Below are 20,400 nucleotides of genomic sequence, written 5' to 3'. Positions count from 1 at the left end.
TTTTTTAACACTTAACCGCAAAGGAGGCAACCCACATGCTGGCAGCCTATTTTTCCAAACGTATCTATAAAAACACAATAGAGCAACCTGTGATCGACGCCGTGGCGGATGCCTCCGAGCGGTTCTTCCGGCCTTCGGTATTGTGGAGACTATTTCGGTAAGGAGACGGACGGAATGAAATATATTGTAATTTTATTTTGTGTAATTGTGTTTCTTTTTATTGCTTACAAGGTATCAAGGACAAAATAGAAGCACGAAACGTCATAAAACTATCCTTGAACAGAGGCGACAAAAAGTTTGCCGATAGACAAAAGTGCGGTATGTGCCGGAAAAAATCCAAACGACTTACATTTTATGCAAACGAATACGGCAAAGCCATTGGAGTATGCGACAAGTGCAGAGTAATTGCCGAACGCCGGGCATTGCTTAAATTATAAATGTAATGTGAAGCTGCCGAGTACGGCGGCTTTTTCTTTTTTACTAAATCGTGTGTTACCTTTTTCTTGTTTCCGCGTTATTTGTTGTGAAAGGTGGGGCCCCTGTTATGAAAGAACCTTTTATCGATTTATACGATCAATATTTCGACGACGTTTACCGGTACGTTTACTATAAGGTAGGCAGCAAGTGGGATGCGGACGATCTCGTCAGCGAAGTGTTCCGCAAAGCGTTCGAACGGCATTCCACGCTTCGGGAAAACTCGAACTCCAAAGCTTGGCTCATCACGATCGCTCATAATACCGTGGTCGATTTTTACCGGAAAAAGAAATCCACCGTGTCTATCGAGCAGCTGCACAATTTGGAGGAGCCGGGCGCGTTCGAGGAGCAATTCGAATTGGACGACAATCTGGAATGCGTGAAAAGCTCGCTTGCCAATCTTTCGCCGGAGGACCGGGAAATCGTGAACTTGAGATATTTTGCGGACTTAAAGAACCGGGAGATCGGCGAAGTCCTGAAAAAATCCGAGGAAGCGATAAAGACGAAAGTATTTCGATTGCTCAAAAAGTTGAGCGTCCTTGTAACAAAGTGCTTGGAAGGAGCAAACAAACATGGATGAAAGACAAGTAGAAGAGTACTTGATGCGTCTGAAGAACAAGATAAAGATAAACGAGCAACTAAAGCAAAATTTAAGAACGGCGATCCTGGGATGGAAGCGTAGGCGCATGATCCGAAGGAGAGCTTTCATCAGCGCGGTTGCGGCGGTCGCTCTGTTGTTCGCGTTCACCTTCCAATTGCCCGGCGAGGTGGAGAAGGTTGAAGCCGCATCGTTGAAAATTCAAAACCAAGTATCGTTCGTCGACATCGGTTCGGGAAATCCGCTCGGCGTGTCGGAATACAACGGCTCCGTCTACATTCCGGCAGCGGGCAAAGGTGTGTTCGTATACGATCCGCAAGGGTTCCGGAGGATAACGGATCAAGAGGCGAGTGAAGTGGACGTCGACCCTGCCGGGAGCAGGCTGCTCCTGTCGAACGAGGGGACGATCGGAGTATACGATTTGCAAAACAAAACCTACACCGAACTGCTGCGGGGGGACGGGAAAACCGAGTTTTACGAGCAGCCTTCCTGGAAGGACGAGCATACGATACTTTACGTGAAAAAGGTTACGCAGCCTCAGACATCTCAAGTCATCTACGAAATGGACATCGACGGCGGCAAACCGGCCGAAATCGGTGAAGGAACACACCCTTCATATTCGGAGAGTGAACGTGCGGTCGTTTTTCAAAGAGATGATCAAGTGGTGAAGATAGAGTCGGCCAGCGGCAACGTAACGGTCATTGACGAGGGACGCTTTCCTTCCGTGTCCCGTGACGGTGATTATGTCGCTTATGTGAAATCCAAAGATAACGCCGATCAGGTATGGATCGCGGACGTCAGCGGACGTACGAAGCGGGCCGTCACACAGAACGTTCCGGAGCTTTACAGCTACTACAATCCGGTATGGGGATCCGGCTCGGAAAGCTTGTACGTGTTAAAGAAGGATCACCGGGAAGGTTCGCAGACTAGAATCATGCGGATCGACTTTTCAGAGAAGACTCTCGAGGCGATAGAAACGGTAAAAGCGTTTAATCAGGCGGTCATCCGGCGCGATGACGATTTTGCGCGCAGCTTGTTGAGAAACGACCCGGACTTCTTGACCGTGACCAATCCGCGTCAAGTCAGCTATTCCATTCTCGGCTCCGGCCAGGAGGGGGAGAGGGAATATGTTGACGTCGAAGAACATTGGTCGTACACGGCGAACCCGAGTTACTCGATTCAACGGGTAAGATATTTCTTGTCCGAGTCGCCGAACGGCTATTTGATCGATGAAATGAAGAAGACCGGCTGGCTTGCCGTTTCCGAAGCGCCGGACGGCTCCATACAGGTGCAGGAGGAGGGCCAAGGCGGCGGCAAACAAACGTTATTTACGATAGAAGATATTCCGAAGGAGCTTTTGCCAAAAGGCGAATACCGATTCTCATCGCTTGCGTTCATCGAGAGCCGGAATACGCTGATCTTCACCGTTCAAGCGCTTCAGGATCCGAATTTCGGTCAAAAATCATCCGTCATGATCGTAAGTTACGATACCGGCACGAAAACGTTCCAACCGCTGGAACACATTACTTCGGTGAACGGAATGGAAAACGTCGGAGTGGCAAACATGATCGTTTCCTCTACCGGGGACTATGCCGCATTGGACCTGTTTTCAGACGACGACAAGACTTTTGCAAGCCATCTGCTTGTGCTTGATTTGAAGAATAAGGAGAGGGTATGGATCGAGGAACAGATGTCCTCTGAAACGGGTGAAGTATCCACACACTCTTATTACTGGGATGAAGGCAACCTGCACTTCACGCTGACAAGCGGCGGGGAGACGATGTACTACAAGTGGGATGCGATAAATAAAAAGATGGACCGTCCGTAAATGAACGTTTAATTGTACCGAACATAGTCACGCCGCGTTGATTTAGTCATAAAATCAGGATCGGCAAATATATATGTTATCGGGAGACGTAATGGCCCATCTCGAGAGGAGAAGCCAAATCGAAGGAGCATTACAATAAGGCGGGAGGAACACTGTATGAGTGTCGAGCTGCTCATTCATTTACTCATGCTCATTGTAATGATCATCGGATTGGCCGCAAAGCAAGGAAATTCATAACGTATCCGCAGAATACCGGAAGGCACTTGTGGCCTTTCGGTATTTTGTTTTTTAGCTAAATTAACAGACGAATCAGTCCTTTGGCCATATAATCTGGCGTAAGGGTTTGGATGCCTGTTCTCCCTGTAAGAGAAGCCCAGAGTACAAATACACTGCCCAGCAATACGCCTGCACCTGTAACCGCAGAGATATTTTTTTAAAATACATTGACATGATTTTCAGACGAAGATAGTATATTAATTAACAGAAAAGATCGAATGTTTCGAAAACTTAGTTTTATAATATAGTACATAACAAATTGACCATATACGCGAACCTCTCTTTTTCCGTTTTTATGACAGCGTTTTCAAAAAAAGATATCGCTTTCAAAAGGAAGGGTCAAAGTCTCATGTATTTCATTAATATAAAACTCAGTTCTATAATATAAAACGATTCATTTCTCTCAATGAGGAGGTTGGAAATGAAGCCGAATGTGTATATCGCCACGCCGGTACCGAAGGAAGCGGAAGCCCCCCCAATCTGGTGACAAGCAGAGGCCAATTCACACAGAAATGATAAAACTAAGTTTTATAATATAAAACAAATAAAAGGGGGTACAAAAATGAAAAAAAGCATGTCAATCCTATCCTGTCTCATTCTTTCGGCAGTGATTTTCCTCTCCGGGTGCGGTGGCCAGCAAACGGCGGGCAGCGGCTCGCCAGGTGAGGGAGGCATTGCATCAACTGCCAAGAAGCACACGTTGAAAGTAGCCAACTACTTCGCGACTGAGCACCCGCAGAACGTCGCTCTGCGGGAAAAGTTTAAAAAGATCGTGGAAGAAAAATCAGGCGGCACGCTGCAGGTACAAATCTACGATAACAGCAAACTAGGTGCGGAAAAGGAGTTTTACGACGGGGTGCGCAACGGTACGATCGAGATGGGAATTCCGGGGCTGATCATGCAGGCCGACATTCCCAAGATGGCTGTTGGAGAGTGGCCATTCCTGTTCAAAGATTTCGCGCATGCCAAAAAAGTCTTTAATGGTCCGGTCGGCAAAGAGATGACAGAAGAATTGGAAAGCAAGCATGGCGTTCATCCGCTGGCATGGAGCGCAAACGGTTTCCGTATGTTCTCAACAAATAAAACCATCGCCAGTCTTGAAGAATTCAAAGGTCTGCGTCTGAGAATGCCCAATATTCCCAACTACATAACATTAGGGAAGTTGCTCGGGGCCAATGTTACTCCCATGCCGATCTCGGAAGTGTTCACGGCACTTGAGCAAAAAGTTGTCGACGGGCAGGACAACCCGATTGCAACGCTGAAGGCATCGGGCTGGTATGAAGTCCAGTCTGATGTCTTGGAGTCCCGTCATATGTTCAGTCCTAACCTGTATATCATCAACGCAAAGCTCTGGAATCAGCTTACTGCCGAGCAGCAGCAAATCATCGAGGAAGCGGCGAAAGTATCCGCCGACTACGAGTGGGAGTTGCTGGAAAAGAGCTATGAGGATGACAAGAAATTTTTGCAGGAGAAAGGCATCAAATTTACCACGCCAGACGATTCGTTCAGACAGTCGATGGAAGCGGCAGTCCAGCCACTCTATGATGAAATCTTTCAGAAGTACCCGTGGGCCAAGGAAATGGTAGAAAAAATCAAAGCGGAGGCAAAGTAGTGAACAAGACAAGAAAAGAGGGAGGGGTTTTTGTGGGGAAGACCCAAAAAATTCTCAACAGCGTGTTGAATGTTGCCATCGCCTTCTCCTTAGCATTTATGGCGATCCTCGTTTTCGGCAATGTCGTTTTGCGGTATCTGTTTAACTCGGGGATTACCTGGTCGGAAGAGATGTCCCGTTTCTTGTTTGTCTGGATGACATTTTTGGGAGCCATCGGCGCGTTGAAAGACAACGAGCATTTAGGGGTCGACATGTTTGTCAAAAAGCTTTCGCCCGTATTGAAAAAAGTAGTTTTTGTGGTCACGAATGGGCTCGTGCTGTACGTGCTCTGGCTAGTGCTGGACGGCAGCTGGAAAATGACCCTAATCAACATGGAGAGTATGGCCCCGGCAACGGGATTGCCGCTCGCTTACGTGTACGGCATCGGGATTGTCATGAGTATTTGTATGGCGATCATCATCGTGTTCAATTTGTATCGCGTGTTGTTCGGCAAGCGTTCCGTCGACGAATTTGTCCGTGCGCGGGAATCGGAAGAAGAATTACTGGCATCGGGTCAGCAACAAGTGGCGCAAGGTGGTGGGAGATAAATGACGTTAGGAGTATTTCTTGGCTCTCTATTAGGTGTAATGGCTCTTGGCATGCCGATTGCTTTTGCCCTGCTCTTCAGCGGCGTTGCCCTGATGTTTTACCTTGACATTTTTGACAGTCAAATCGTGGCTCAAAACCTGATTAGCGGGGCGGACAACTTCCCGCTGATGGCGATTCCGTTTTTCATTCTCGCCGGGGAGCTGATGAATGCCGGCGGAATCTCAAAGCGAATTGTCGATTTTGCCATGGCGCTTGTCGGTCACATCCGCGGCGGATTGGGCTACGTTGCGATCCTGGCAAGCATCCTATTCGCCGGGTTATCCGGTTCCGCTGTGGCGGACACTGCGGCACTGGGGGCTATTTTGATCCCGATGATGGTGAAGGCGGGTTACGACCGGAACCGTTCCACCGGTTTAATTGCCGCCGGAGGGATTATCGCTCCGGTCGTTCCGCCGAGCATTCCGATGATCATCTTCGGCGTGACCAGCGGCGTTTCCATCACCAAATTATTTATGGCGGGAATTGTGCCGGGGCTGCTGATCGGTGTCGGAGTTATGATCACCTGGTGGGCAATGGCCAGAAAAGGCAAGTTTGAGGTGTACCCGCGCAGGTCGTCGAAAGAAATGCTGGCCGCGACCAAAGGAGCGATCTGGGCACTGCTTTTGCCGCTGATTATCGTCGGCGGGCTGCGCGGAGGTGTGTTTACACCGACTGAAGCTGCGGTCGTAGCCGCCTTTTACGCCCTGTTCGTCGGATTTGTCGTCTACCGGCAGTTGAAAATTTCTCAACTCTATCATATTTTGGTCGCATCCGCCAAGACCACCAGCATCGTGATGTTCCTCGTTGGTGCCGCGATGGTGTCCGCCTGGTTGATCACGGTGGCCAATATCCCCACGTTGTTAACCGATATGTTGGGCCCTCTGATTGAAAGCCCGCTGTTGTTGCTGATTGTGATCAATGTGATCGTCCTGCTGGTAGGCACAGCGATGGATTTAACGCCGACGATTTTGATCCTGACACCGGTGCTGATGCCTGTGATTGAACAGGCCGGAATCGACCCAATCTACTTTGGTGTGCTGTTTATCCTGAATAACTGTATCGGTTTGCTCACCCCTCCTGTCGGCACCGTGCTCAACGTAGCTTGCGGAGTCGGGAAGATCGGTATGGAAGACATCATGAAAGGGATCTGGCCGTTCTTGTTGGTAGAGGTTTTGATTCTCATCCTGCTGATATTATTCCCTTCAATCGTTACCGTTCCGTTAGACTGGTTGACCTAAAGGGGGAGAGAGCATGCACAAGTGGAAAGTCGTCGTTACCGATTGGGAGTACGCTGACTTGCGGTATGAAGAACGCGTTCTGAACCACGAGCTCATCCAATTGGTTCCGGCGCAATGCCGCACGGAAGAAGAGGTGATCGCTGCCTGTTTCGATGCCGACGCGCTGATTAACCAGTACGCTCCGATCAGCAGAAACGTAATCGAGCGCTTGGAGAAATGCAAGGTGATAGCTCGCTACGGAGTGGGCGTAAACACGGTTGATTTGCAAGCGGCAACGGAAAAAGGAATTTGTGTGGCAAACGTACCCGATTACTGCATGGATGAAGTGGCGGATCACGCGCTTGCTTTACTGCTCGCCTGGACGCGCAAGGTTGTCATAGCCAATCAAGCTGTAAAAAGCGGCGAATGGGATTTCAAAGTGACGCAGCCGATTGCCAGACTGCGCGGCAAGGTGCTTGGTTTGGTCGGGTTCGGGAAAATCCCTCAGGTATTGGCGGAGAAAGTCAAGCCGCTCGGTTTGCGGGTCATGGCATACGATCCGTTTGCACCGGTATCGCTGGCAGAGGAAAAGGGAGTGCAGCTCGTTTCACTCAACGAGCTGTGCAGCAGTGCCGACATCCTCTCCGTTCATGCGCCTTTGTCCAAGGCAACGGAAGGAATGATCGGCAGAGGGCAGTTGGCCTTAATGAAGCGGAGCGCGATTGTGATTAACACGTCGCGCGGTCCTGTGATCGACGAATCGGAGCTGATTGAAGCGCTGCAGACGGGAAGGATCGCCGGAGCCGCGCTCGATGTAGTCGAGCAAGAGCCGATTCCGCCGGACAATCCGTTACTGCGGATGGGAAATGTGATCCTCACTCCGCATGTGGCCTGGTATTCAGAAGAAGCTGCCGCGGAGATGAGGGCAAAGGCGGCAATGGGCGTTGCCGATGTACTGCTGCACGGCGAGTATCCGAAGTATTTGGTCAACACGCAAGTGAAAGAGTATGTCCGGTTAAAAGAGAGCACGCCGGAGAACCGCTATGCGGCACTTATATGAGTAGTAGATGCAATTGTAAATCAAAATCATGGGGGGAATCTAGTATGAAAAAGTGGATGAAACACGTAGTCATCAGTTGTACAGTTCCAGCGCTGCTGCTGTTGGCAGGGTGCGGCGGAGGAGGAGGCAGTTCCGCGACATCTTCACAGCCGGCTGCCAGCGGGATTCAGGAGCGGACGATCAAAGCGGGGATCGGATTGAATGAGGATCATCCGGAGGGGCAGGGCTTGAAGAAATTTGCCGAGCTTGTCAGCCAAAAGAGCGGCGGAAAGCTAAAGGTGCAGCCTTACTATTCCGCTCAACTGGGTGACGACAAAAAAATGACGGAAGCGCTGCAAGCCGGTATGCAGGAAATCACGATTCCCTCCACATCGCCGTTGGTAGGCATGATCAAGGAATACGGCATCTTTGACTTCCCGTTCGTGTTTAACGACGAGAAGGAAGCACATGCAGTGCTGGACGGTCCGCTCGGCCAAAAACTGCTGGAGAAACTGCCTGCCCACAACCTGATCGGATTGGGCTATTGGGAAAATGGATTCCGCAATCTGACCAACAGCAAACATCCGGTTGCGAAAGCCGAGGACTTCAAAGGCCTGAAAATTCGCACGATGCAGAACCAGGTTCACCTGGAAGCATTTCAGGTGTTAGGCGCTAATCCCACGCCAATGGCATTCTCTGAAGTATTCAGCGCATTGGAAAGCAAGACGGTAGACGGTCAGGAAAATCCACTGGCTACGATCAAATCGAACAAATTTAATGAAGTACAGGGCTATTTAAGCGTAACAAAGCACGTGTATACACCCTTCGTCTTCCTAGTCAGCAAGAAGTTCTGGGATAAGCTATCTCCCGAGGAACAAAAGATTTTGCAGGAAGCGGCTGTCGAGGCGGGAACATACCAGCGCGAATTGAACATCGCGGAAAACAAGAAAGCATTGGACGATTTGAAGGCAGCAGGCATGCAGGTGAATGAGGTAACCAAGGAAGAAATGGCGAAGATGCAGGAAATCATCAAGCCGGTGATCGACAAGTTCTCGAAAGAAATCGGCGAGGATCTTGTGAAAGAGCTTTACGCTGAGGTAGAGAAGGCAAGAAAGTAAAGGCGGCGTGACCATGGGAATCATCGAAGAATTGCTTCGCTTGTGGCCGAATGGTAGAACGATACTTGAAATCGTGAGGAGGAGTTAAATCCTATGTCTTTTCCATTTCCGCCGATCCAAAATGAAACCAATCCTTATCGGGAAAATGTTCAAGGCAAAGCAAACGAACCGATTTGCGTAGCCGGTCTGCTGGATCGCTCGAAACAAATCCTCGGTTCATCCTATCAAGGGCAAACGCCGGACTGGACACTGGAGGAAATCTACAACCGCTTGGAGGAAAACGCGCCTCGCATCGCGATTATCGGCGGTTCCTCAGACCATCCGGCACATATCATGGATTTTCAAACGTCTGCCCGCGCAGCCATCCGTATCTGGCAAAACGGCGGCGTGCCGTTCTACTTTTCCACTCCGGTAATGTGTGACGGTACGGCGCAAAGCAATCAAGGCATGAGCTATTCGCTGCAAAGCCGCAACGCGGTCGCCCAAATGGTAGTTAATCAGATAGAATCGCACAGCTACCACGGCGCGTTTGTCATTCAGGGCTGTGATAAACAACCGCTTGGCGTAGTCAGTGCGATGGCCCATCTTGACCGGATTCGCCAATACCGTGGCGAGGCGCCGTTCTTTGCTACCTTCGCTCCTGCCCACGTCCTGCAAGGGGGAACGATCCCGGCTGAGCTGTATGCGGAACTGGAGCAGGTGGCAAAGACGGCGGAACAGCAGGGAGCGCCTGACATTGCCGCCGATTTGCGCGACGCGATGGCTTTCATTTTACAGTGTTCTTCCAATACCGCGTTTCAAGGCGTTCTTGAACGCGCAGTTGACAGGGGGATCATCAGTAAAGCAGTGCACAAGGATTACGAAAAGCGGTTGGCAGTCGCTACGTGTGACGGGAAAGGCGGCGTTTGTGCCTTTAACGGTACAGGAAACAGCTCCCGCCATCTCGTCGCCGGTCTGGGATTGGTGCATCCCGCCGTTGAGCTGTTAACGGATCCACCCAGTCAGGAACAGGTAAACCAGGCCGTCGACAGCCTGGCAGGGATGATTAACAATCCGGTATTTGGCGCCGCCAATGTGGTGGCGGCCAACATTAAAAATGCGATTCGTATCCACAGCGCGTCTGGCGGTTCGACCAACTTAATGATGCATTTGGTAGCGGCCATGCTGTACGGCGGCTACCGATTCAGCCTGCAGGATCTGGACCGGATCCATCACGAGCATCCCGTACCCGATCTGTTTGATTACAGTTTGACCCAGGGGCGCGACATCTTCGCTCTCGCGATGCAGTGCTGCAGCGGCAGCAGCAGAGGGATGGAAACGCTGTTCTACGAGCTGATGCAAAACGGCGTGCCGATGGACGTGGATGCGCCTACGGTAACGGGCACGACGTGGCGTGAACGGCTGGCCAAACAGGACCGCTTATCGGCTGAGTATGTGAAGGAAAATCCGATTATTCTGTCCCGTCCGCGCCGACCGTTCAGCGGAGTGGATGTGCTAACCGGCAACTTTTTTGAATCGGCGGTTGTGAAAATCAGCGGAATGACGACGAGCCAACTGGATGAGTTTGATAAGAAAGCGGCGTTTGTCCTCTACTACGAGAACGAAGATGACGCCAACCGCGGCCTGTTGGACACGCTTTTGCTGAAGAAGCTAAAACAAGCGCAAAGTTTCACACGGGAAAACCTGTTGGCCGTGCTCAGACATAATGCGCTGCATCTCTATGAAGACTTGCATGCTCTCGACTACGATGCGCTGTTTGAGAGGATGGTGGAACATGGCGTGTTGAAAATCGCCGTTGTCATCTCCGGGCAAGGACCGGTGGCGTTTGGGATGCCCGAGATGTTCACCCCGATGCAGCATATCAATGCCAATCGAAATCTGAAGCGGCTCGCCACGCTAATCAGCGACGGACGTTATTCAGGGGTAACTTATGGTGCAGCGATTGGGCATATGACGCCGGAGGCCGGCCAGGGCGGCGGTATTCTTTACTTGCAAACGGGCGATTTGTTGTACTTGAATCTTCGCGAACGGCAGATCCAATTTGTGGACGAAGCGGCATTTCGCAGCGGCAGACTGGAATGGTCCTTCGAGGACATCAAAGCGGAAAGAGCGGAGCTGGCGGAAAGCCGGCTTGCCACCATTCGCACGCGCCAAAGGCAGGTGGCTGCCAGCAATCGGATGACAGGCCATACCGACGCTGCACACGGTGTGGTTCCAATCAGTGTGTACGAGGAAGCCATGCTTGACTACCGAGCAGACGTCACTTTTTACACATCAATAACAATAAAATAGGGGAGAAAGGATGGGAGAAAGTTGAAACATACTCGTGAGGTTATCGAGAAATTGGGTTTTCCGGCAAGCGATTGTCACGATTTGCCCAACTCTTCCAAAACATTTCCTGACGGAGCCCAATACCGCGTGGAAATTCCCAGTGTGGAAGGCCCAGCCTCTTTTGAAGCGGTGCTTGACGCATGTGAAACGCACGATGTGACGATTCACCGCGTATCGCAGGGGAGCGGAATCATGCTCCTGACCGATGGGGAGCTTGAACAAATGGCTGCTATCGGCCGTCGGGAAAATCTTGAGGTCAGCCTGTTTGTCGGACCGCGCGGCACGTGGGATATTACACCGATGCCATGGGCCAGCGCGGGAAAGATAGCCGGTCTGCGGGTACAGGGGATGGACCAGCTGGTATATTCGATCGAAGACATCAAACGAGCGTGCAGTGCAGGAATCCGCAGTATTTTGGTGGCGGACGAGGGGCTTTTGTGGCTGGTCAACGAGTTCAAAAAAATAGGCGAGCTTCCTGACGACTTGCTCGTGAAGATCTCCGTTCAGATGGCCCAGGCAAACCCCGTATCGATCCGGATCATGGAACAAATCGGCGCAGGCACGTACAATGTCCCCACCGATCTTACGCTGCCGCGCCTGGCGGCAATCCGCCAAGCTGTGGATATCCCGATTGATATTTACGTGGAAGCGCCTGACGATATCGGCGGGTTTATCCGTCACTATGAAATACCGGAAATCATCAGGGTCGCCGCTCCAGTCTACATCAAATTCGGCCTGCGCAATTCGCCCAACATCTACCCTTCCGGCACTCATTTGGAACAAACGTCAATCAGCTTGTGCAAAGAGCGGGTACGCCGCGCTCGCATCGGTCTGGACATGATTCAACGGTATGCGCCCGATTTGAAAACCTCGCAAAAAGGGGCCGCCGGATTAGCGGTTCCAAAATAACTCCGTAATCAAATGGTTAAAGGATGGATAGCATGCCGATTATTCAAGCTGTGGAACGTGCGCTGAAAATTCTCGATCTCTTTGACGAACATGAAACCGAATTAAAAATCACCGATATCAGCGAGCGTATGCAGTTGCACAAAAGCACCGTTCATTCCCTGTTAAGGACACTGCTTGTGCATGGCTATATTGACCAAAACCCGGAAAACGGGAAGTATCGGCTGGGAATGAAGCTATTTGAACGAGGAAATTTTGTCATCCATGGTTTAGATGTTCGGAAAGTTGTGAAAAGGTATCTCGTTGACTTGTCGGAGAAAACGGGTCAAACTCTTCATCTTGTCATCCTGGATGACAAAGAGGGTGTGTATATTGACAAAGTGGAAGGACCACTGGCAACTATTTTGTACTCTCGCATCGGCAGGAGAGCCCCCGTTCATTCGACAGGGGTGGGCAAGGCACTGATCGCATGGAAGAGCGAAGATGAACTGCGAATAATTTTGAACGGCTATCATTATATCCCTCGAACGCCGAATACCATTACAAATGAACAGGATTTTCGGAAGGAACTGGAGAAAGTGCGTCAGGCGGGATACGCTGTCGACAATCAAGAGAACGAGCCGGGTGTTCGCTGCATTGCCGTTCCGATCCGAAATCACAAAGGGCATGTTGTCGCCGCTGTCAGCCTCTCCACGTTGGTGTCACGCGTAGACGATGAAAAGTTGATGCGTTTTCTTGAGATGTTAAAACCTGCAGCGGATGAGATGTCAGCGCAGATGGGTTATGGTATTGCCTCACGAAATCAATGAACATGGAATGCACCTTCGGGTGTCATTTGTCACAAATTTAAAACTGCGTTTTATATTACAAAACATTTGGAGGGAACCATATGCGAATCATTCGATTTGTGCAGGGAGACTCAGTTCCCGCGCTTGCAGCCGTTACCGATGATTCCCGGGTGCATCTGCTGCCGCAAACAGACTTTATGGAGCTGGTCAACGAGGCTGACCAGCGAGAGATTACCCCGCTTGACTTGGTCAAGGAAGTGATCGCAACCTCTCAGCCAATACCGCAAAAAGTGGGAGAACTTCAGCTGTTGGCACCGTTGGAAGCGCCGGAAGTCTGGGCGTGCGGAGTCACCTACGAAAGAAGCAGGAATGCGAGAAACTACGAGGCGACAGGCGGGAAGCTGGACGGCACAACTTTCTACGACAAAGTGTATGAAGCGGAGCGGCCGGAAATCTTCTTTAAATCGACCGCGGCCCGCACCGTCGGTCCCAATCAGGATTTGTATTTGCGCAGCGATTCAAACTGGCAGATTCCCGAGCCGGAACTGGGCCTGGTGCTTGCGAGAGATGGAAGAATCGTAGGATATACGGTCGGCAATGATATGAGCTGCCGCGATATCGAAGGTGAGAACCCGCTCTATCTGCCGCAGGCAAAGATGTGGAATCGCTCATGCTCGATCGGCCCGGCGATACGTTTGGCAGAAACGATAGAAGATCCGTACGCATTCCAAATCGCATGCCGCATTTACCGCAACGCAGAAAAAGTGGCGGAAGGCACGGCAAGCACAGCGCAGCTGAAGCGGAAATTGCACGATCTGGTAGCGTATCTTTTGCGGGATAACCAAATTTTTGACGGCACCGTGCTGTTGACCGGCACATGTATCGTTCCTCCGGATGAGTTTACGTTGGCAGACGGAGATCACATCGAAATTGAGATATCAGGCATTGGTGTATTAAGCAATCCGGTAAAAAGCCAGATGGAAAGAAGTCTTTCTGTATGACGAAAATTTACAATACGGTGATGATGAAGTCGCAGGATAAAGTGGCGGTTGCATTGGAGTCCATTGCCGCCGGTGAGTTGGTCATTGTAACGTGCCAGGATAAAACCTTCGAGGTTACGCTGCAGGATCCGATCGAATTCGGGCACAAATTTGCCGTTGTCCCGATGAAACAGGGTGAAGACATACTCAAGTACGGCGAAGTGATTGGCGTGGCAACCAAAGATATCAGGGCGGGAGAACACGTACACGTTCACAATCTGGAAGGCAAACGGGGAAGAGGTGATCGCATTGTCGACGCTGGTTAACGGGAAGTTTTGGGGGTACAGGCGGCCGGATGGCAAAGTGGGGGTGCGCAATCATGTGCTGATCCTGCCGACCATTACCTGTGCCACGCAGGCGGCCAAGCAGATTACCGAACTGGTACAGGGGACCGTATCGTTCATCCATCAGCACGGATGTGCTCAAGTCGGAGTCGATTACGAGCAAACCTTTCGCACCTACGCAGGGATGGGAGCTAATCCCAACGTATACGGCGTTGTCGTTCTCGGACTCGGCTGCGAGACTCACCAGGCAAGAAGCGTGGCAGGGGAAATCGCCAAGACGGGCAAGCCGGTAGAGGTCGTTTCCATCCAGGATCACGGTGGGACGTTGACGGCAATTGCGCATGGAGCGAAAATCGCCGCCAAGATCGTTCAGGATGCATCGGCGCAAATGAGAGATTTGTGCGATTTCAGCGAAATAATCGTCGGGACGGAGTGCGGAGGCTCCGATGCCTGCTCGGGCCTCTCGGCGAATCCGGCGGTGGGCGTCGTCAGTGATATGATTGTCGATCGCGGCGGCACCTCAATTCTTGCGGAAACGACCGAATTGATCGGTGCCGAGCATCTGCTGGCGAACCGGGCAGTGGATGAAAAAGTGGCGAAGCGGGTGTATGAAGTGATCAAAGCGATGGAGGACCGCGCCTTCATGATGGGAGTGGACATCCGCACAGGTAATCCGAGCCCGGGTAACATCAAAGGCGGGTTAAGCTCCCTCGAGGAAAAGTCATTGGGAGCAGCTAACAAAGCGGGCAGCCGACCTTTACAAGAACTGATTGACTACGCGCAAACACCAAGCAAAAAAGGGTTGGTCTGGATGGATACGCCTGGACATGACATTGAGCAACTCACTGGAATGGTGGCGGGTGGAGCGCAAGTCGTTCTGTTTACCACCGGGAGGGGAACGCCAACCGGTTCGCCGATCGCACCTGTGATCAAAATTGCCACCAATACCGCAATCTTTGAAAAAATGGCTGACAACATTGACATTAATTCTGGCTCGATCATCGACGGACAGGAATCGATTGAAGCTGTCGGACAGCGGATCTTTGATGAAGTGTCGCTGGTCGCATCGGGAAAGCTGACCAAATCGGAAATCCTCAAACAGCACGATTTTGGCATCTGGCGGATCGGACCTACCTTTTAAAGGAGTGGAACAAATGATAGTGAAAACGGAAGTCAAAACGTATCTGAACTACGTGAACGGCAGTTGGATCCCCGCTTCGACCAACCAGGTAGATCCTAGTATGAATCCGGCTAACAAACGAGAAATTGTCGGGTATGTACAAAAATCCGGCCGGGATGACCTCGATCAGGCGGTAGCTGCAGCTAAACAGGCACAGCAAACATGGCGCAAACTTTCCGCGCCCGCACGTGGAGAGTACCTGTACAAGGTGGCAAACGCACTGGAAAAGCGGCTGGATGAGATCGCCGAGACGATGACCAGGGAAATGGGCAAAACCTATCCGGAAGCGAAGGGTGAAACCGCCCGTGGTATTGCCATTCTGCGCTATTACGCCGGAGAAGGAATGCGCAAGGTAGGGGACGTGATTCCATCGACTGACAGCGAAGCCTTCATGTTTACCACGCGAGTGCCGCTCGGCGTAGTCGGTGTGATTACACCGTGGAATTTCCCCGTAGCCATTCCTATCTGGAAAATCGCGCCCGCACTCGTTTACGGAAATACGGTCGTATTCAAGCCGGCCCAGGAGACCGCTGTGACAGCTGCAAAAGTGATCGAGTGTTTTGCTGAAGCAGGGTTGCCTTCAGGTGTCGTCAACTTGGTGACCGGCCCCGGTTCCGTCATCGGCCAAGGCATCATCGATCACCCTGGCATCAATGGTATTACCTTTACCGGCTCCGATGAAGTAGGTAAACGCGTGGGGCTGGGTGCGCTGGCGCGGGGCGCGAAATACCAGCTGGAGATGGGCGGCAAAAATCCGGTGATTGTAGCCGCTGATGCAGATCTTGATCTCGCGGTAGAGGCGACGGTCAGCGGCGGGCTTCGCTCCACAGGGCAAAAGTGTACGGCGACCAGCCGGGTAATCGTTCAGAGCGAGGTGTATGACGCGTTTAAAGAAAAATTGCTGGCGAAGGTACAGCAGTTACAAATCGGTGACGGGCTGCATGACACCACCTGGATGGGCCCCTGCGCAAGTGAAAGCCAATTAACCACCGTGCTGTCTTATATTGAAAAAGGCATCGCGGAAGGTGCCACGCTCGTTTACGGCGGCCGCAGGCTGACAGAGAACGGACTGGAGCAAGGTTTTTACGTGGAGCCGACCGTTTTTGAAAACGTCACATCCGACATGACCATCGCTCAAGAAGAGATATTTGGACCCGTTCTCGCCTTGATCAAAGTGGACACGCTTGAACAAGCATTTGACATCGCCAACGACGTCAAATTTGGGTTAAGCGCGTCCATCTTTACCAAAAACATCGGCAGCATGCTTTCATTCATAAACGAAATCGAGGCCGGCCTCGTGCGAATCAACGCAGAATCTGCCGGTGTGGAACTGCAGGCCCCGTTTGGCGGCATGAAGCAATCCAGCTCTCATTCACGCGAGCAGGGGCAAGCAGCCATTGAATTCTATACATCAATCAAAACAGTATTTGTCAAACCATGATCAGGATATATTATTATCTGCACTTGTTCCACGGGCGGTTTTACTGCAGAATCTACGGTTAATCGATGCGATATCGATACAATAAATAACAGTGTGCTTTGAGACATTATTCCTCACGGCACACTGGTATTTTTTTACCCGGCAATCACGTTGAGGGTCGTTCTTCCCTGCGGCACTTCGCATTGCCACAACAATCGTTTGCTTGCATTTCGGGATTTCACCGTATCCACCGAATAGGCCGTCCAAGTTGCCTTATTCATTGTCAGTTCCAGAATGCAGTACCCATGAGTTGTGCTGTCAAACAGCTTAATCCATGGATTTTCGATTCGAAGGAGGCTTGTTAATTTATTTATCGCCTCACTGACAATCGCATCACTTATAACGGTAATTGGCCCCATAAATCGCTCTATTATTTCTTTCATCACCGGCAGGGGAAGCGGATTCGAGTTGGTAATTCGTCCATAAACAGCTTGTTCGATCAATTCTTTCAGATTGGAGGAAGTGACCGAACCCACCATCAGCTCGATACCGATCGCACTCGAATCCGGATCATTTTCATAGTCAACTTTCATGACGTTGGCTTCAAATGTATGAAAATCCCCGGTTATGACAATAAAATTCTGAACTCCCGCATCTTTTAATTCTTGTGAAATCAACTTGCGTTCTCCTGCAAATCCATCCCAAGCATCAAGATTCACGTACTTCCCCAGCAGCTTCAGAGGTACGAATTGTACTTCATTCCCCCAGATCTTCCAAACGGCCGTCGAGGTTTTCACCCGGTTTAAAAACCAGTTTCTCTGATCGCTCGTTGTTACACCGAGCATTGATTGATTCGGGTCATGAATCTTGTCGCATCCGTCAGCCAGATATCTCTCACCGATTTCTCCTTCCCCGCAAGGGTGAGAGCTGCGGTACAGTCTTTCATCTGTCAGGATCAGCTCGGCCAGATTTCCAAGTTTCATCGAACGATAGATTTTTAGAGAATCTTTGAAACCGAGAGTCGGATCGAATGTCACCCGGGCCGGCATGTATTCAAACCATACCTGGTTGGCAGTCAATCTGCGGGCGGGGGATGATTCAAGGCTGTCATCCGGTGCCACCGCCGGATAGTACGTATCATTAGCAAACTCATGGTCGTCCCAGATCGCAATTATCGCATGGTTTTCATGCATTTTCTGCATATCGGGGTCGGAACGATACGTATGGTAAAGTGTTCTGTAGTCATCAATCGTAAATGCTTTTGACGTGTTGCTTGGCAAAGTGATTTGCCGGTCAGGGAGCGGATTTTGATAAGTGGGATCACCGACAGATTCATAAACGTAATCACCGAGATGTACGACAAAGTCCAGTTCCTCCTCGGCAATAAAGCGTAAAACATTAAAGTAGCCGTTCGTATAATCACCGCAAGAAATATAAGCAAACCGAGCAGAGGACAAATATGCGTCAGATTCCGGCAGGGTTTTAAATTTTCCTGCTTTGCTCACATAACCCGGTTTAGTTACAAAGCGATAGTAATAGGTGGTTCGTGGAGAAAGGTATCCATCCAAGTCAATCTTCACAACATTGTCAAAATCACTATAGATTGGCGCGTATCCCCGCAATACAGTTGAACTGAAATCCGGCTCGGTACTGATCTCGAACATAATAAATTGCCCGTTATTAATCGCTTCCACAACAGAGGAATTGACCTTGGATTTCGAAGAATCCTGAATCCATTCCATCAAACCGGGATTATACTCATTTCCGCTGACCCCTTGGATGATAGAAGGATCCACTCTCGTCCAAAGAATCACCCCAGACGGAGTCGGGTCTCCGGAAGCAACCGACTGCGGAAAACCTGCACCCGGACTATAAACCGGGGTAAAAATCGGCAGATTTGACGGCTTTTCGTTATCTGCTGCCTTGACCATGTTGACGAGACTGTTTCCGCTCAAGCTTTCAGCCACAAGAAGAGCTGAGCCGGCAAGAAGGGACTTTAGAAAAATTCTGCGAGTTTTATCCATGTTCAACCTCCTGCTTTATTTGACTATACAGTTAAATCTAGCAAACGAGAGTTTAAACCGTTTTTGTTTCGTTGAAAGATTGGGGTTCAAGTTACGGCATTTCGAGCAGTCCATTTTATTGTACGGTCTCTCATCATATCGAACTCCCTATCGGTAAAAAAACAAGATTCATAGAAAACCTGCATCTTCATCCAATCCCAACAAGACTCGGGTGGCGCTTTTGAATACGCTTAATGTTCTTGCGAAGTTTCTGAATAACTCCGGCAATGTTTTGGAACGTCATGACATCAATTCACCTCCAATTAACCTGAGAAAATATATATTTTTAGATTTAGATAAGAATACGCGGCGTTTGTCAAGGAAGTGTAAAACTCAAATGAAGTATTTATAAATTCATTTTTACAAAACATCAACGTTGCCCAAACATTCCATTAATATTTTTCCTTTACCTTTTTACTAGATTCATAGTAAAAGGAGGAAAATAACAATGAAAAGAGACTTCTTCGACAAAGAGATGGATCGGCGCACTTTCCTGGAGAAGACGACAAAGTTGGCCGGAGTGACGTTAGGATTGTCATTGCTTAGCCCCTTAACCGGCATTCCAGCTGCCAAGGCTGCATCTGAAGCTCCTTCCCATAAATTTGGGGAGATGAGCTTCCAGTTCGGCCTTGTGGCTGACGCGCAATATGCAGATGTCGATCCGAAAGGAACCCGTTATTATCGCGCTTCTCTGGAGAAGCTTGCGGAAGCCGTAGACACATTCAATAAGAACGATCTTGCCTTCGCCGTCCACCTTGGCGATTTTATCGACCGGGATGCCGCCAGTTTCTCGAAGATTCTCCCCGTATTCAATCAAGTGAACGTGCCGAAGTATCATTTGCTGGGTAACCACGACTTTGCGATGGAAGGCGAGAAAGTTGCGAGACTGCTTGGCATGCCCGGCTTATACTATGATTTCGGCTATCAAGGATGGCGCTTTATCGTACTGGATACGAATGACATCAGCACTTACGCGTATCCCGTCGGTTCGGAGAAATACAATGAAGCCCGGAACATCTATGAGGTGTTGAAATGGAGCGGAGTCGACAATGCACAGACGTGGAACGGAGGCGTCGGCTCGGAGCAGATGGTTTGGCTGCAAAATGTTCTCGCAAAGTCCGTCCTGGCGGGGGAGAAGGTTATTGTAATGGGACACATGCCGCTTGCTCCGGAAAACATGCATAACACGTGGAACGATGATGCTCTGATCAAGGCGTTCGAGTCCGCCGGCAATGTGGTAGCTTATTTCAACGGTCATAATCATGCCGGAAACTATGCGGAGAAGAACGGGATACACTATTTAAACTTCAAAGGTATGGTCGAAACGGCCGATACCAATGCGTACTCCATCGTTCGGGTTTACCCCGAAGGGCTGGTGATCAAAGGCTACGGCCGGGAGCCGGATCGAGTGCTAATGATCGGCAAGAAGACGAACGCCAAAGAAGATTCAATCGCTTGATAAACCGGAGGAACTCGCTTGACGGCGGTTCCTCTTTTTTGTTTCTGGGGAAAATAGGTGCACCGCCCAACAAGAGGGCGGTGCACCTTCAATGGTCTACCTGATGCACGCTGCGCGTGCTTCACTATGGTACGGCAAAT

17 protein-coding genes are annotated in these 20,400 nt (G+C 50.3%); 16 read left to right on the top strand and 1 reads right to left on the bottom strand.

Annotated elements, in window-relative coordinates:
- Positions 1–35: 35 nt before the first annotated feature.
- From JET16_RS30485 to gucD, 15 genes are all read left to right on the top strand, one after another.
- A complete protein-coding gene (locus JET16_RS30485) occupies positions 36–161 on the top strand; it encodes a hypothetical protein (RefSeq protein ID WP_267908647.1) in 126 nt (41 codons plus the stop codon).
- A 383-nt stretch (positions 162–544) separates the two neighbouring features.
- Positions 545–1,054 carry an RNA polymerase sigma factor gene (locus tag JET16_RS03495; RefSeq protein WP_199614179.1) on the top strand — a complete coding sequence of 170 codons (510 nt, stop codon included), beginning with the start codon at positions 545–547 and terminating at the stop codon, positions 1,052–1,054.
- Complete coding sequence (locus JET16_RS03490) at positions 1,047–2,900, top strand: TolB family protein (RefSeq protein WP_199614178.1); 1,854 nt, start codon at positions 1,047–1,049, stop codon at positions 2,898–2,900. The genes JET16_RS03495 and JET16_RS03490 overlap by 8 nt, the downstream gene beginning before the upstream one ends.
- 838 nt (positions 2,901–3,738) lie before the next feature.
- A complete protein-coding gene (locus JET16_RS03485; RefSeq protein WP_199614177.1) occupies positions 3,739–4,788 on the top strand; it encodes a TRAP transporter substrate-binding protein in 1,050 nt (349 codons plus the stop codon).
- A 32-nt stretch (positions 4,789–4,820) separates the two neighbouring features.
- Positions 4,821–5,375 carry a TRAP transporter small permease gene (locus JET16_RS03480; RefSeq protein WP_325176599.1) on the top strand — a complete coding sequence of 185 codons (555 nt, stop codon included), beginning with the start codon at positions 4,821–4,823 and terminating at the stop codon, positions 5,373–5,375.
- Positions 5,376–6,653 (top strand): TRAP transporter large permease, encoded by a 1,278-nt coding sequence (locus tag JET16_RS03475; RefSeq protein WP_199614176.1) that lies wholly within the window; start codon positions 5,376–5,378, stop codon positions 6,651–6,653.
- 13 nt (positions 6,654–6,666) lie between these two features.
- Entirely contained in the window at positions 6,667–7,692 is a 1,026-nt protein-coding gene (locus tag JET16_RS03470; RefSeq protein WP_199614175.1) for a C-terminal binding protein, read from the top strand.
- Positions 7,693–7,736: 44 nt separating this feature from the next.
- On the top strand, positions 7,737–8,789 hold the full coding sequence (locus JET16_RS03465; protein WP_199614174.1) for a TRAP transporter substrate-binding protein: 1,053 nt from the start codon (positions 7,737–7,739) through the stop codon (positions 8,787–8,789).
- A 93-nt stretch (positions 8,790–8,882) separates the two neighbouring features.
- The gene (locus tag JET16_RS03460) at positions 8,883–11,081 is read left to right on the top strand and encodes a dihydroxy-acid dehydratase domain-containing protein (RefSeq protein WP_199614173.1); all 2,199 of its coding nucleotides are present in this window, start codon (positions 8,883–8,885) and stop codon (positions 11,079–11,081) included.
- Between the two features lie 21 nt (positions 11,082–11,102).
- A complete protein-coding gene (locus tag JET16_RS03455; protein WP_199614172.1) occupies positions 11,103–12,029 on the top strand; it encodes a U32 family peptidase in 927 nt (308 codons plus the stop codon).
- A 32-nt stretch (positions 12,030–12,061) separates the two neighbouring features.
- The gene (locus JET16_RS03450; RefSeq protein ID WP_199614171.1) at positions 12,062–12,835 is read left to right on the top strand and encodes an IclR family transcriptional regulator; all 774 of its coding nucleotides are present in this window, start codon (positions 12,062–12,064) and stop codon (positions 12,833–12,835) included.
- Positions 12,836–12,915: 80 nt separating this feature from the next.
- A complete protein-coding gene (locus JET16_RS03445) occupies positions 12,916–13,815 on the top strand; it encodes a fumarylacetoacetate hydrolase family protein (RefSeq protein WP_199614170.1) in 900 nt (299 codons plus the stop codon).
- Positions 13,812–14,120 carry a UxaA family hydrolase gene (locus tag JET16_RS03440; RefSeq protein WP_199614169.1) on the top strand — a complete coding sequence of 103 codons (309 nt, stop codon included), beginning with the start codon at positions 13,812–13,814 and terminating at the stop codon, positions 14,118–14,120. Before JET16_RS03445 ends, JET16_RS03440 begins: the two co-directional genes overlap by 4 nt.
- A complete protein-coding gene (locus JET16_RS03435) occupies positions 14,113–15,279 on the top strand; it encodes a UxaA family hydrolase (protein ID WP_199614293.1) in 1,167 nt (388 codons plus the stop codon). Before JET16_RS03440 ends, JET16_RS03435 begins: the two co-directional genes overlap by 8 nt.
- Positions 15,280–15,292: 13 nt before the next feature.
- Positions 15,293–16,759, top strand: coding sequence for an alpha-ketoglutaric semialdehyde dehydrogenase GucD (gene gucD / locus JET16_RS03430; RefSeq protein ID WP_199614168.1), 1,467 nt, complete (start codon positions 15,293–15,295; stop codon positions 16,757–16,759).
- Between the two features lie 134 nt (positions 16,760–16,893).
- On the opposite strand, the gene JET16_RS03425 is transcribed toward gucD, so the two are convergent.
- A complete protein-coding gene (locus JET16_RS03425; protein ID WP_199614167.1) occupies positions 16,894–18,762 on the bottom strand; it encodes an alkaline phosphatase D family protein in 1,869 nt (622 codons plus the stop codon).
- A 487-nt stretch (positions 18,763–19,249) separates the two neighbouring features.
- Here JET16_RS03425 and JET16_RS03420 point away from each other — a divergent pair, with 487 nt between their 5' ends.
- Positions 19,250–20,260, top strand: coding sequence for a metallophosphoesterase (locus tag JET16_RS03420; protein WP_199614166.1), 1,011 nt, complete (start codon positions 19,250–19,252; stop codon positions 20,258–20,260).
- Positions 20,261–20,400 lie beyond the last annotated feature (140 nt).

The organism is Paenibacillus alkalitolerans, from assembly GCF_016482785.1.
GTDB lineage: Bacteria > Bacillota > Bacilli > Paenibacillales > YIM-B00363 > Paenibacillus_AE > Paenibacillus_AE alkalitolerans.
Note: the sequence above shows the minus strand (reverse complement) of the source record. Positions and strands in the feature narration are given on the sequence as shown.